Annotated in this window: 11 protein-coding genes; 6 read left to right on the top strand and 5 right to left on the bottom strand. The window is 63.7% G+C overall.

The window, feature by feature from the left end:
* Positions 1-17: 17 nt before the first annotated feature.
* Entirely contained in the window at positions 18-1,781 is a 1,764-nt protein-coding gene (locus ASD45_RS04060; protein ID WP_056910314.1) for a flavodoxin domain-containing protein, read from the bottom strand.
* 230 nt (positions 1,782-2,011) lie between these two features.
* Between ASD45_RS04060 and ASD45_RS04055 the strand changes: the two genes are divergently transcribed.
* Positions 2,012-2,695, top strand: a complete 684-nt coding sequence (locus tag ASD45_RS04055; RefSeq protein ID WP_056910313.1) for a hypothetical protein — start codon at positions 2,012-2,014, stop codon at positions 2,693-2,695.
* A gap of 44 nt (positions 2,696-2,739) precedes the next feature.
* Positions 2,740-3,162, top strand: coding sequence for a thioesterase family protein (locus tag ASD45_RS04050; RefSeq protein WP_056910312.1), 423 nt, complete (start codon positions 2,740-2,742; stop codon positions 3,160-3,162).
* Positions 3,163-3,284: 122 nt separating this feature from the next.
* Here ASD45_RS04050 and boxB read toward each other — a convergent pair whose 3' ends face one another.
* Positions 3,285-4,730 carry a benzoyl-CoA 2,3-epoxidase subunit BoxB gene (gene boxB / locus ASD45_RS04045; protein WP_056910311.1) on the bottom strand — a complete coding sequence of 482 codons (1,446 nt, stop codon included), beginning with the start codon at positions 4,728-4,730 and terminating at the stop codon, positions 3,285-3,287.
* A gap of 2 nt (positions 4,731-4,732) precedes the next feature.
* Positions 4,733-6,391 (bottom strand): 2,3-epoxybenzoyl-CoA dihydrolase, encoded by a 1,659-nt coding sequence (gene boxC / locus ASD45_RS04040; RefSeq protein ID WP_056910310.1) that lies wholly within the window; start codon positions 6,389-6,391, stop codon positions 4,733-4,735.
* 111 nt (positions 6,392-6,502) lie between these two features.
* On the opposite strand from boxC, the gene ASD45_RS04035 reads away from it, so the two are divergent.
* The 3 genes from ASD45_RS04035 to ASD45_RS04025 are packed head-to-tail and all read left to right on the top strand — an operon-like array spanning position 6,503 to position 8,869.
* Positions 6,503-7,474 carry a helix-turn-helix transcriptional regulator gene (locus ASD45_RS04035; RefSeq protein WP_348271213.1) on the top strand — a complete coding sequence of 324 codons (972 nt, stop codon included), beginning with the start codon at positions 6,503-6,505 and terminating at the stop codon, positions 7,472-7,474.
* Positions 7,475-7,480: 6 nt separating this feature from the next.
* Positions 7,481-8,509, top strand: a complete 1,029-nt coding sequence (locus ASD45_RS04030) for an NAD(P)/FAD-dependent oxidoreductase (protein WP_056910308.1) — start codon at positions 7,481-7,483, stop codon at positions 8,507-8,509.
* Positions 8,510-8,545: 36 nt separating this feature from the next.
* The gene (locus ASD45_RS04025; protein WP_056910307.1) at positions 8,546-8,869 is read left to right on the top strand and encodes a 2Fe-2S iron-sulfur cluster-binding protein; all 324 of its coding nucleotides are present in this window, start codon (positions 8,546-8,548) and stop codon (positions 8,867-8,869) included.
* Positions 8,870-9,000: 131 nt separating this feature from the next.
* Here the strand turns inward: ASD45_RS04025 and ASD45_RS04020 are convergent, their stop codons facing one another.
* Together ASD45_RS04020 and ASD45_RS04015 are read right to left on the bottom strand one after the other, a co-directional pair.
* The gene (locus ASD45_RS04020; protein WP_056910306.1) at positions 9,001-10,284 is read right to left on the bottom strand and encodes an FAD-binding oxidoreductase; all 1,284 of its coding nucleotides are present in this window, start codon (positions 10,282-10,284) and stop codon (positions 9,001-9,003) included.
* A gap of 25 nt (positions 10,285-10,309) precedes the next feature.
* On the bottom strand, positions 10,310-11,332 hold the full coding sequence (locus ASD45_RS04015; RefSeq protein WP_244485193.1) for an ornithine cyclodeaminase family protein: 1,023 nt from the start codon (positions 11,330-11,332) through the stop codon (positions 10,310-10,312).
* A gap of 230 nt (positions 11,333-11,562) precedes the next feature.
* Between ASD45_RS04015 and ASD45_RS04010 the strand changes: the two genes are divergently transcribed.
* Positions 11,563-13,188, top strand: coding sequence for an ABC transporter substrate-binding protein (locus tag ASD45_RS04010; RefSeq protein ID WP_056910305.1), 1,626 nt, complete (start codon positions 11,563-11,565; stop codon positions 13,186-13,188).
* The last annotated feature ends 54 nt before the right edge of the window (positions 13,189-13,242 follow it).

Raw genomic sequence — 13,242 nt, 5'->3', positions numbered from 1 at the left:
GTCATCTCAAAAGTTTCTCAATAAGTATCTGTGAGATAGCGCTTGTCTTTCTCGAGCTGCGCCACCGCCTGCTCGGCCGCTTCCGGTGAAAGCTGCTTGACGTCGGCATAGGCCGACACCAGCGCGGCGCGGACATCCTTGGCCATGCTCTTGGCATCGCCGCAGACATAGAACGAGGCGCCGTTGTCGAGCCATTCGACAAGCTCCTTGCGCCGCTCGATAATGCGATGCTGAACGTAGACCTTCTCCGGCGTGTCGCGGGAGAAGGCTACATCGAGCCTCGTCAGTGAGCCATCGGCCAACGCGTCCTGCCATTCGAGCTGGTACAGGAAGTCGTGAGTGTACTGGCGGTCCCCAAAGAACAGCCAGTTGCGGCCTTTGGCTTCGGTGGCGCGGCGCTCCTGCACGAAGGCGCGGAACGGAGCGATGCCGGTGCCGGGTCCGACCATGATGACGTCCTTGTCCGCCCCGGGCAAACCGAAATGCTTGTTCGGCTTGAGCTTGACGCGCACCTTGCCGCCGCGCTTGACGCGCTCGGCGATGTAGTTCGAGGCGACGCCCTTGCGGCCGCGGCCCTTGCTGCGGTAACGCACCGCGGAAATCAGCAGATGCGCCTCGTCGCCAACTTCGGTGCGCGACGATGCGATCGAGTAGGCGCGCGGCGCCAACGGTCGCGTCAGCGTCCGCAGCGTATCGGCGGTCACCACGGTCGGGAATTCGGCCATCAGATCGATGAGTTGGCGATCGACGATCCAGGCCTTGGCGTCGCCATCTTCGAGCAACTTGCGGACATAGGTGTGGCCGGTCTGCGTCGCATAAGTTTCGACCGTCTTCAGCGACAAGGTGGTGACATCGCGCGTGCGGATCAGCTCGTCCCGCAATTTGGCGTCGGAGGTCAGTCCCGCAATCTTGAGCAGCTCGTCGACGTAAGCGGGATCATTCTCGGCATAGAGATCGAGCGAGTCGCCCGGTTTGTAGTTCGGCGCGTGGCCGTCGAACGACAGCGCAAGATGGAACGTCTCCTTGTCGGAACGCGACGAATTGAGATTGATGAGTTCGGTGACCTCGGCCTCGACGATCTCGGTGTTCGGCGAGCCAGAAGGCTTGACTCCGAAATCGACCTCGATGACGCGGCCGCGGCCTAAGTCCTCCGGCGCCAGCTTCTTGATGGCATCGCCGATCCATTTTTCGGCCGGCGACGCGAAATCGAGATCGCAATCGACGCGGTCGATGACGCGCTTGCCGCCAAGCGCTTCGAGCCGGGCGTCGATCGCCTTACCGATTGCGCAGAACTCCGCATAGGCGGTGTCGCCCAGCGCCAGCACACCGAACTCGACACCGTCGAGCCGCGGTGCGTCGTCGGCCATCAGGGTGCCGTAGGTGCGCACGGCGCGCGCCGGCGGCTCGCCCTCGCCCCAGGTCGCAGCGATGACGATGAGTTTCTTGGCGGCGGTGAGATTGGCCGTTTCGAGATCGGCCATGTCGATGACGGTCGGCTTCAGGCCATTCTTGCGCGCGCTTTTGGCGAAGTCGGAGGCAAGCTTCTCGCTGTTGCCGGACTCGCTGGCGAACACGATGGTGATGGGCTCGGCCGGTTTGGCCGGCGCGGCGGGTTGGACGGCTTCCGCCTGACCGCCCTGCACCGACTCGACCCCGGCCAAGAAGCCCGCCAGCCAGGCGCGCTGGATCGGGCTCGCAGGCCCGACCACCTGGTTGAGCAGGGCGACGTCCTCTTCACTAAAGGGCGCTGTTTTGGGAATGGTCGCGAAAATCGAGGACATGGGCAGGTCCGCCTACTGGGCTATGCCCTCTAAATAGAAAGATATTCTGTCAAACGGCAATACAAGCTGGGAAATAAGAACGAGCGTTCCTCATAGCCTGCATTCGCAGGATCTTATTTCCAAAAAGCCCTGTCGGCGCAAAACAGCGGGCCCTCCGCGGCCTAGGAAGTTGTGGACCTTGCCGACCCGGAGCCGCGATCGCCCCGCCGAACCGCCTAGATTGCCCGGACATGGTCACGCCCGCCTACCGCAAGCGCCTCACCGCCCTGCTGACGCCGCAGGAGCAGCGGCTGTTTGCGCGGCTACAGACGCCGCAGAAGGTGCAGGCGTTCATCGATGCGGTACCGGCCAATTTCGGCATCGCGGGCGACACCGCGATGTCGCCGCGCACCATGTTGAAAGCCAAGGTGGCGCATTGCTCGGAAGGCGCGGTGTTCGCCGTCGCCGCGCTCGCCTTCCACGGCCGGCCGTCCTGGCTCATCGATCTGCGGGCGCTGCCGAGCGACTCGGACCACATCATCACCGTGTTCAGGGAGCGCGGCCTGTGGGGTGCGATCAGCAAGACCAACCACCCGGTGCTGCGCTGGCGCGATCCGGTCTACCGCTCGCCACGCGAGCTCGTGATGTCCTACGTCCATGAATACTGCCTGCCCGGCGGCAAGAAATCGCTGCTCGAATATTCGCGGCCCTTCGCGCTCACGCGCTACGCGCCCGAGCGCTGGCTGACGCCGGAGGAGGATCTCGACTGGTTGATGGTGGCGCTCGACGAGGCGCCGCATTTGCCGATCGCGCCGAAGGCCTCGCTGAAGCGGCAGCGGCGCTCCACCGCCTTCGAGCGCCAGGCGCACAATCAGACCGAATGGGCCGATCCGCGCAAGAAAGCCCGCGGCAACACCTCGAAACGGCGCGACTGAGCCGCTACACTCGCATCACCCCGCCAGGCCGGAGACTTTCACGCGTGCCGTCTTTCACCTACCGCCGTTCGTTCGAAGTGCCGTGGGGCGATTGCGATCCCGCCGGCATCGTCTTCAATCCGAAATTCTTCACCTATTTCGACACCAACACCTGGCTGATGTTCGAAGCCGCCACCGGCGTGAAGGTGCACGACATCAACCCGCATTACGGCATCATCGGCATCGCCCTGGTCGATGCCGGCGCGAATTTCATGAAACCCGTCAAATTCGGCGACAAGATCGAGGTGGTGTCGCGGGTTGCCGAATTCCGTCGCACCAGTTTGGTTGTCGAGCACAAGATTTTTCTCGACGGCGACCTGCGCAATGAAGGCAACGAGACGCGGGTATGGGCGATCAAGCACCCGGACGATCCCGAGCGGATCAAGACGGCGCCGATACCGGCAGAGGTCATCGCGGCATTCGAGTAAGGGGCATCCCCGCGAAGGCGGGGATCCGTAGCCGCCATTCCACCGGCCTGAACTAAGCCCTGAGGATATGATCCCGGCTCGCGGCCGCGAGAGCGGCGTTGGCCGGGATGAAGTTGCCAAAGTCACGCCAGCTTCACGTACTCGAACTCGCCCGGCTTGTTGTCGATGCCGACCTTGGGCGGCGCGATCCACGAGGCGAACTTGCCTGGTTCGGTGACCGGCTGCATCAGGCTCTCGATGTAAACGCGGTCATTGTCGTTCGGCAGATAGTCGGCCTTCTGCTGCTCCCACTGCGCGTCGCTCAGGATATTGCCCTGCGGATCAGCCTTGATCTTGGAAAACTCGCCGATCTGCCGATTGAAGGCCTGATGCGGCAGCTTCATCTGGAACTTGATGCCGTACTGGTCGATGACCTTGTTCCAGCGGGAAACGCCGAGCTCGCAATCCTTCAGATAATCGTCGCGCAGGCGCATGTTGAGCGCCGACAGCGCCGGCGCGTCCTCATTGACCAGAATGCCGCTCTTGAGCCGCAGCACCGGATAGGTGTCGTTCTCGAGCTTGTGGTCGTCGCCGCTCAGCCGCTCCTCGCGGAAGCGGCCCTTGATGCCGGAATGGAAGGCGTTGGCCGCATTGGTCGAAATCTCGTTGCCGAACAAGTCGAGCGACAGCGAGCAATGCAGGTTGAGCTTCTTCTGGACGGTCGGCAGATCGATGACGCCGAGCTTGCGCACGCCGGCGATGTCGTACGGGTCTTCCATGCCGGCATTCTTCATCGCCTCGCAGGTGCGCTCGATGACGCGGGTCACGCCGGTCTCGCCGACGAACATATGGTGCGCTTCCTCGGTCAGCATGAAGCGGCAGGTGCGTGACAGGGGATCGAAGCCGGACTGGGCCTGCGCTTCGAGCTGCATCTTGCCGTCGCGGTCGGTGAAGTAGGTAAACATGAAGAATGACAGCCAGTCCGGCGTCTTCTCGTTGAAGGCGCCCAGCATGCGCGGTGTGTCGGCGTCGCCGGAGCGGCGCTCGAGCAGCGCATCGGCTTCGTCGCGACCTTCGCTGCCGAAATACTTGTGCAGCAGATAGACCATCGCCCAGAGGTGACGGCCCTCTTCCACGTTCACCTGGAATAGGTTGCGCATGTCATAGAGCGACGGCGCGGTCTTGCCGAGGTGGCGCTGCTGCTCGACCGAGGCCGGCTCGGTATCGCCCTGGATGACGATGAGGCGGCGCAGCAGCGCGCGGTATTCGCCCGGCACTTCCTGCCAGGCCGGCTCGCCCTTGTGCGCGCCAAACGGCACCTTGCGGTCTTCGACCTGTGGCGCCAGCAGAATGCCCCAGCGATATTCCGGCATCCGCACGTAGTCGAACTTGGCCCAGCCCTTGGGATCGACCGACACCGCGGTGCGCAGATAGACCAGCGATTCCTGGAAGCCTTCCGGCCCCATGTCGTTCCACCAGTTGATGTAGCCGGGATGCCATTTCTCCAGCGCGCGCTTGACGCGCGTATCGGAGTTGAGGCCGACATTGTTCGGGATCAGGCCGTCGTAATCGACGTTGACGATGTTCATGACTACACCCTTTCCTTATTGAACGTCGGCTTGACGCCGCTGCCGTAAAGTTTCAGCGCGCCCTGCTCGCCGATGGCGTTGGGGCGCTGGAAGATCCAGTTCTGCCAGGCCGTCAGCCGGCCGAAGATCTTGGTTTCCATGGTTTCCGGCCCGGCGAAACGCAGATTGGCTTCCATGCCGGTGAGCGCATCGGGCGAGAACGAGGCGCGCTCTTCCATCATCACGCGCAGTTCATCGTCCCAGTCGAAATCCTCATAGGTGAAGGTAACGAGGCCGAGCTCCATCGCGTCGTCGGCTTCGAGCGGCTCGCCGATCCTGGCTTCGGCCGCCTTGAGCGACTTGTCGTCGTCGAGGAAGCGCGTCTGCAGGCGGGTCAGCCCGTTGCCCATCGGGTAGGGCCCGAAATTCGCCTTGCCGACCGTGATCGCCGCAGGCGCGCGATTGTCGCCTTCGCGGGTACCGATCAACATGGCGGAGCGGTCGGCGACGAAAACCAGTTCTGCCAGCGTGCCGGCGAAGCACGAGCCGGGCTCCACCAATGCCATCAAAGTCTTCGGCGTGACATCGAGGCGCTTGAACACGCGCTTCACATAATGACGGATTTCGCGCAGCAGCCAGTCATTGTGGCCATCGAGCAGCACGTCGTCGTGGCTCAGCACCGCTTTGGCATCGCCCTCGGTCTTGAGAACGACGAGGTTGATCGTCGGTTCGTTGGTCCGCAGGTGCAGGATGGCGTCTTCCAGTTCGCGCGCCATGGCCAATGGCCAGAACGCCGCGCCCTTCTCGTGCACCGCTTGCACCGACGCCGGCGCGGCCTCGGTTGGCGCCTTGACGATGATCGTGGCGATTGACTTGTCGCGCTCGATCTCGACCTCGACATGCGCATAGCTGACGCGGGCCTCGGCAATGGTGCGCTCGATCGGCCTGAGCTTTATGCCCTTGGCGCCCACCGGGCGATCCGACTGCTTCGCGAGCTCAGTGGCGCGCGCCTTGACCGCGTCCTGCCATTTCGACGGCGGCACCGTCTCATCGACCAGTTTCCATTCGACCGCCTTGGCCCCCCGCAGCCCCTCTTCGGTCGCACAGAAGAAATCGGCGCGGTCGCGGCGCACCTTGCGCTTGTCGGTGACGCGCGTGAGGCCGCCGGTGCCGGGAAGCACCGCGAGCAGCGGCGTCTCCGGCAGCGACACGGCGGAGCGGCGATCGTCGATCAGCATGATATGTTCAGCGGCGAGCGCGAGTTCGTAGCCGCCGCCGGCGCAGGCGCCGCTCACCGCCGCCATGTATTTCTGGCCGGAATGGGCACTGGCGTCCTCGATGGCGAGCCGCGTCTCGTTGGTGAACTTGCAAAAGTTCACCTTCCACTGATGCGATGACTTGCCCAGCATGCGGATATTGGCGCCGGCGCAGAACACATTGTCCTTGCCCGACTTGATCACCACCGTCTGCACTTCGGGATGTTCGAAGCGCAGCCGCTGCACGGCGTCGTTCAACTCGATGTCGACGCCGAGATCGTAGGAATTGAGCTTGAGTTCGTAATCGGGCTTGAGGCCGCCGGCCGGATCGACGTCCATGATCAGCGACGCGACGTTGCCGTCGATCTCGATGCGCCAGTGCCGGTAGCGCGAGGGATCGGTGCGATAATCGATGATGTCGGTCATCCCGGCGTGTCTTCCCTGCGAACAGGACGCGTTCAGCGCCATGCACTATTTTGCATAGCGCTAGCATCGTTTCCGGTAACGGACAACATTTTAGTTCATAATAGTTCGGAAATGCGATTGCCTCAGCATTATAATGCATGGTATGGATCGGCCATGAATCCGGCCGCCACGAACGCCGCACCGAGGAAACCCCCACGCGAATCCGACACTTACCTGCGTCGGCTGGGGGAACGCGTCCGGATGCTGCGAAGCCAGCGCGCCATGTCGCGCAAGGTGCTGGCACGGCAGGCCAAGGTGTCGGAGCGCTACATCGCGCAGCTCGAGGCCGGGCTCGGCAACTGTTCCATCGTGCTGCTGCGGCGCATCGCCCGGGCCATCGGCATGCCGGTGACCCAGCTCGTGCACGACGGCAGCGATCCGCCGCTCGACCTTGTGCTGCTGACGCAGTTTCTCGAGCGGTTGCCGCCGGAAGACCTCGTCGAGGCCCGCCGCATTCTCACCGAACGCTTCCGCTCATTACGCAACGACCAGCCGGAGCAGCGCAATCGCATCGCGCTCATCGGCCTGCGCGGCGGCGGCAAGTCCACGCTGGGCGCCCTGCTCGCCGAGCAGATGGACGCTCCCTTCATTGAACTCGACCGCGAGGTCGAACGTCGCTCGGGCGCCACGCTGAGCGAGATCTTCGACATGTTCGGCCAGGAAACGTTCCGCCGCGCCGAGCGGGAGGCGCTCGAAGACGTGCTCAACCGCCACGACCGCTTCGTGCTCGCGACTGGCGGCTCCATCGTCACCGAGCCGGGCACGCTGGAAATGCTGCTGTCGTCGTGCTTCACCGTCTGGATCAGGGCGGAGCCCCACGAGCACATGAAGCGCGTCATGGCGCAGGGCGACATGCGGCCGATGGCCAACAGTTCGCGCGCCATGGACGACCTTATCTCCATTCTCAACAGCCGCGAGCCGCTGTATGCCAGGGCCGACGCGACCCTGACCACCACGGGCCGGTCGCCCGAGCAGAACCTCAGCGAACTCGTGCGCATGATAGCGCCGGCCGCGCGAAGCAAGGAGCCGGCCAAGGCCGGGTAAGAGCCGATGAGCGAAACGATCAAGACCGACGTTCTGATTATCGGCGGCGGACCGTGCGGGCTGTTTGCTGTGTTCGAACTCGGCCTGCTCGACATCAAGACGCATCTTGTCGATATCCTCGGCAAGGTCGGGGGCCAGTGCGCCGAACTCTATCCGGAGAAGCCGATCTACGACATTCCCGGTATTCCCGAGATCACCGGTCAGGGTCTGTCCGACTCGTTGATGCAGCAGATCAAGCCGTTCAATCCCACGTTTCATCTCGGGGAGATGGTCACCGGCATCGAGAACATCGGCGATCCGCTCTACCGCGTCACCACCGACGCCGGCAAAACCTTCGAGTGCAAGGCGGTGATCATCGCCGCCGGCGGCGGCTCGTTCCAGCCGAAGCGGCCGCCGATTGCCGGCATCGAACCTTACGAGGACAAGTCGGTTTTCTATGCCGTGCGCAAGATGGAGAATTTCCGCGGCAAGAACCTGCTCATTGTCGGCGGCGGCGATTCGGCGCTCGACTGGACGCTCAACCTGCAGCCGATCGCCAAACGCGTCACCCTGGTGCACCGGCGCGACGACTTCCGCGGCGCGCCCGACAGCGTCAACAAGATGCGCGCGCTGGTCGCCAGCGGCGCGATGGATTTGAGGATCGGTCAGGTCGCCGAACTGGAAGGCGCCGACGGCCAGCTCACGGCCGCGTCGATCAAGGACAAGGACGGCAATATCGTGCGTGTCGATTGCGACGCCATGCTGCCCTTCTTCGGACTCACCATGAAGCTCGGTCCGATCTCCGACTGGAAGCTCGACATGGACGACGAACTGATCAAGGTCGATGTCTCGACCTTCGAAACAAACCGGCTCGGCATTTTTGCCATCGGCGACATCAACACCTATCCGGGCAAGCTCAAGCTGATCCTGTCCGGCTTCCACGAGGGTGCACTGTGCGCGCAGCGCGTACACCACTACGTCTATCCGGAGAAACGGCTGGTGTTCCAGTACACGACGTCATCAACCAGCCTGCAGAAGAAACTCGGCGTGGCGTAACGCCTGCCCGCATCGACGCACGAGAGTTGTTCAATTATGCCCAAGATTACCTTCATCGAACATGACGGCACCGTTCACACCGTGGACGCCGAACTCGGCGCCTCGGTGATGGAAACTGCGTTGCGCAACGACATCAGCAGCATTGTCGCCGAATGCGGCGGCGGCTGCACCTGCGCGACCTGCCACGTCTATGTCGATGAGGCCTGGCTCGAGCGGGTCGGCCCGCCCTCACCCAGCGAAGACGCCGAGTTGGATGCCGCCTTCGACGTCCGCGCCAATTCGCGGCTGTCGTGTCAGATCAAGGTGACGGAAGCGCTCGATGGCCTGATTGTGCGCACACCGTCCTATCAGGGTCGCTAGAAGCGTCGTGGATAATCGAGCCGGCTAAAAGTCGCCGGCATCGCGGCGGACGGCTCGCCAGCGCGTAGCTAACATCCAGATGTCGAACTCGATGCCCGGAGCCAGCGACAGCCTGCGACGTCGTTCACGGCTCAGAAGCGGGCGCTGGCGACATGCGCCAGTTGCGCACCGACTTCGTAGTAGACTTCCTTCGCGGCGCGCAACGGCGCCGCTTGCGGCTCGGTCAATGGCAGCGGCAGATCGGCATCGCCGATCTTGCCTGTCACGAGCTGCGCCAGACAGCGGCCGAACACCGTACCGGGGGCGATACCGCGGCCGTTGTAACCGCTGAAGCTGACGACGTTGCGGCCGAGGCGATGGAAGCGCGGCACGTTGTCCACGGTCATGCCGATCTTGCCGTACCACTCGGTTTCGAATTCGACGTCCTTGAGCTGCGGAAACAGCTTTGCCATGGCGCGGCGCCCCCAATTGCGATGGATCGGCAGGCCCGGGCCGCGCAGCGCGCCGACGCTGCCGAAGATGAAGCGGCCTTCCTGATCGAAGCGGAAGGAGCTGAGGATCTCCTTGGTGTCCCACGCGCCCTGCCGCTCGGGCAAAATGGAACGACGCAGATTGTCGGAGAGCGGCCGCGTCGCAAGATTGAAGTAAGGCAGGTGCACGAGCTCGGCGCGCAACTGCGGCCACATCGCCATCGTATAGGCGTTGGTCGCGACGATCACCCAGGGGGCCGTCACGCTGCCCGATGCCGTGCGCAGCCGCCATTGCGTGCCATCGTCATCCGCGCCAACAACGGGACTTTCCGTGTAGATCGTCGCGCCGGCCTTGATCGCGGCATGTGCCAGCCCGCGCGCATAGGCCAGAGGTTGAACGGTGCCGGCGCGTTCGTCGAGCAGCGAGCCGGTATAGGCCGTGGTGCCGACCTTGTGCGCGGTCTCGGCGGCATCGAGCAGCCGCACCGGCGCACCCCGCGCCTGCCATTGCCGCGCCCGCTCTTTCAGTTCGGCCAGGCCGTCGTCGCCGACCGCGCAATGCAGCGTGCCGACCGGTGTCGCTTCGCATTGGATATTGTGGCGAGCGATCAGATCGAACACGACGCGCGGCGCGCCGCCAAGCAGGTCGAGCACGCGCGGACCATAGGTGTCGCCGAGCACGGCCGGGATCTCGTCGGGCATCACCCAAAGACCGGCATTGACCAGGCCGACATTGCGGCCCGAACCGCCGAAGCCGATCTCGGCCGCTTCAAGAACGACGACTTTCATACCGTCTTCGGCCAGGTGCAGCGCCGCCGACAGGCCGGTAAAACCGGCGCCGATCACCGCGACGTCCGCCGTCACCTCGCCGTCGAGCGCGCGTGTCACTGGGGGCGGCGGCGCGGTGCGTTCCCAAAGACCGTGACTGCGGGGATCGTTTTTCATCGGTAAGAATTTCCGGATCAGGATGTCAGATCGGGGCTGCTCGGCCTGCGTCGCCGGGCTGATTTACAGCCTTACCGAGCATATCATCGACGAGCGCTGCGGCCGTGAGATCCTCAATGGCCGCGCCAACCGACTTGAACAGCGTGATATCGCTCGCATCACGACGACCGGCGGTGGCGCCGCTCGTCAGTTCGTGGAGATCGCCGCAAATCTTGTCGGCGCTCCACCGGCCGGCGGCGATCGGTTGCAGCAGGTCGCCGGCCTCCGCTTTGGTCCCGGTATAGGTATCGACATAGACGCGCGCCCGCTCAATGGTCTCGTCATCGCATTCACGCATCTGCGGCGTGAAGGCGCCAACCAGATCGACATGCGTACCAGGACGCAAATGCCGACCCAGCACCAGCGGTTCGGTCGAGGTCGTGGCGCAACTGATAATGTCGACTTGACCCATCGCCGCCGTCAGGTCGGCGACCGGCTTGGCGTTCATTCCCTCTTTGCCGAGCTTGTCCGCGAGCGCCGCCGCGCGCTTCGGGTGCCGGCCCCAGACCAGCACCGTCTCGATCGGCCGCACCGCCGCATGCGCCGCCGGCAAATGCGCGGCGAGATGCCCGGTGCCGACCATGAGCAGGACGTTGCAGTCGGGCCGAGACAAATACGACGAGGCCAGCGCAGACGCCGCGGCGGTGCGCCGATTGGTCAGCGCTTCGCCGTCGATCATAGCCAGCGGCACGCCGGTTTCGCCATCAAACAGCATATAGAGCGAGGACACCGCGCCGATGCCCTTTGCGGCATTCTGCGGAAACACCGTGACCAGCTTGACGCCAAGCGTCTTGCCGCGCTGCCACGCCGGCATCGTCAATAGATGCGCCGGCGCGCCGGGCACGCCGACCTCGTAACTCTGCCGCACCGGCATCGCTTCGCCGCCTGGTCTGAACGCTGCGCGCAGGGCTTCGACCAGGCGCGGATAATCGAGAGCGGCGTTCACTTCGGCGGCGGAGTAACTGCGCAACTCAGTCTTCCTGTTCTTCGCGTTCGAGTCGGGTCGCATCGGCCGGCATTCCGTATCCTGTTTCGCAAGGACGCGCGAGGCAACCAAACGGCTCACGCCGGGCGTGCTTACTGCGCTGCACGCGGAACGGCGGTGGTTTGCCCATTTTAAATCGATCTAAATCGTGATAAACAGCCGAAATGGGGGCTGTTGCAAACATGCGCAGCCACCCGTGACGCAAGCGGTAAAGGCTTCAAGCCGCACACAAAAAATTCGTGAGGGAGGGACTAATGGCATCCGAAAAAGGCATGTGGCTCAACCGCCGTCAGGTCGGGCAACTTCTCGGCATCGGGGGAGCGGCGCTGACGGGTTTGCTGCCGTCACGGGTCTTCGCGCAGACGCGCAAGACGACGCTGGTGCTCGGCATCGACATCAGCGACACCATCACCCTCGATCCGGCGCGGCTGGCGCAATACACCTCGCCGATGACGGTGAACACGGCCTACGAGCCGCTCGTCACCATGGCGCCCGGCGATTACATCAACGTCAAGCCGGCGCTGGCGACCAAGTGGGCCCGCACGCCCGACGGCAAAGGCTGGCGCTTCACCTTACGCGACGGCGTCAAGTTCGCCTCCGGCAAGCCGATGACGGTCGAGGACGTGAAGTGGTCGTTTGAGCGCCTGCTCAACCTGAAAGATCAGCCCGCCCAATACGTCGAGAACATTGATCACGTCGCCGCGGTCGACAAGAACACCTTCGACATCATCCTGAAGAAGCCGGAACAGCCCATCCTTACGGTGCTGGCGGCGCCGGAATTCGTCGTCATGGAAAAGGCCGTGGTCGAGGCCAATGGCGGCTCGGCGGCTGCCGATGCCAAGACCGCCGACAAGGCGACGCAATGGCTGAATACCAAGTCGGCCGGCACCGGCGCCTACCAGATCGCAGCCTGGGAACGAAACGCGCAGATCCAACTGGTCCGCAACGATCACTACTGGGCCGGCAAGCCGCCCTATGAGCGCATCGTCATTCGTCACATCAGCGACGGCGCGGCACAATTGCTCGCTGTTCGCCGCGGCGACATCGATGCGGCTTTCAACCTGATCCCCGAGCAGATCAAGTCGCTCCAGGGCGACAAGGACGTCCGCCTCGATCCGCTCAGGAGTCTCGACTTCGTCTACATGGCGCTGACGCAGGAGCCGGAATTCAACAAGGCGCTCGCCGTCAAGGAATGCCGCCAGGCGATCGGCTACGCCATCGACTATGACGGTATCAAGAACTCGATGCTCGGCGGCGCGGCTTTGCGCCCCGCGCATTTCCTGCCGATCGGCGTCGAAGGCTCGACCGAGGAAATCGCGCGACAGATCGGCTTCCGCCACGATCCGGCCAAGGCCAAGGAACTGCTGGCCAAGGGCGGTCATCCCGACGGGTTCGAGTTCGAAATTTCCTACGGCAACGCCGCGGTGCAGGGTGTGACCTATCAGGACCTCGCACAGAAGATCCAATCCGACCTCGCCCAGGTCGGCATCAAGGCGCAGCTCAAGCCGATGGATCAGGTCAACCTGCGCACCACCTTCACCGGCGGCAAGTCGCAAGGCGGCGTCCTGACCTTCTGGAATCCGCCGGCGGTGGACAATCTGCTGTGGGCGGCCGCCGTTGTGCAGCGTGTCGCCAAGCGTGTGCACTGGGAGGTGCCGAAGGACGTCTACGACCTGGCGTTCCAAGCTTATGTCGAACAGGACGCTAAGAAGCGCGCCGACATGTGGGTGAACTGGCAGAAGGTGCTGGTCGATCAGGCCAACCACTTCATCCTGTTCCAGCCGGTGTATCAGATCGCGGTGCGTCAGACGATCGGCGACTTCCCGCTCACCGCCGCGGGCTGGATGCTCGACGTCAAGGACGTCAAGCCGAAAGCCTGAGCAGCGAGGCTTGCAATCAAAGGGCGGCCTAACCGGGCCGCCCTTTTCGTTTGA

Origin of the sequence: Pseudolabrys sp. Root1462, assembly GCF_001426945.1 — a bacterium.
GTDB lineage: Bacteria > Pseudomonadota > Alphaproteobacteria > Rhizobiales > Xanthobacteraceae > Pseudolabrys.
Note: the sequence above shows the minus strand (reverse complement) of the source record. Positions and strands in the feature narration are given on the sequence as shown.

Coding starts and splice junctions, on each gene's coding strand:
- ASD45_RS04060 (WP_056910314.1), bottom strand. CDS start 1,781: ATGTCCTCGATTTTCGCGACCATTCCCAAAACAGCGCCCTTTAGTGAA.
- ASD45_RS04055 (WP_056910313.1), top strand. CDS start 2,012: ATGGTCACGCCCGCCTACCGCAAGCGCCTCACCGCCCTGCTGACGCCG.
- boxB (WP_056910311.1), bottom strand. CDS start 4,730: ATGAACATCGTCAACGTCGATTACGACGGCCTGATCCCGAACAATGTC.
- boxC (WP_056910310.1), bottom strand. CDS start 6,391: ATGACCGACATCATCGATTATCGCACCGATCCCTCGCGCTACCGGCAC.
- ASD45_RS04035 (WP_348271213.1), top strand. CDS start 6,503: ATGCGATTGCCTCAGCATTATAATGCATGGTATGGATCGGCCATGAAT.
- ASD45_RS04030 (WP_056910308.1), top strand. CDS start 7,481: ATGAGCGAAACGATCAAGACCGACGTTCTGATTATCGGCGGCGGACCG.
- ASD45_RS04025 (WP_056910307.1), top strand. CDS start 8,546: ATGCCCAAGATTACCTTCATCGAACATGACGGCACCGTTCACACCGTG.
- ASD45_RS04020 (WP_056910306.1), bottom strand. CDS start 10,284: ATGAAAAACGATCCCCGCAGTCACGGTCTTTGGGAACGCACCGCGCCG.
- ASD45_RS04015 (WP_244485193.1), bottom strand. CDS start 11,332: ATGCGACCCGACTCGAACGCGAAGAACAGGAAGACTGAGTTGCGCAGT.
- ASD45_RS04010 (WP_056910305.1), top strand. CDS start 11,563: ATGGCATCCGAAAAAGGCATGTGGCTCAACCGCCGTCAGGTCGGGCAA.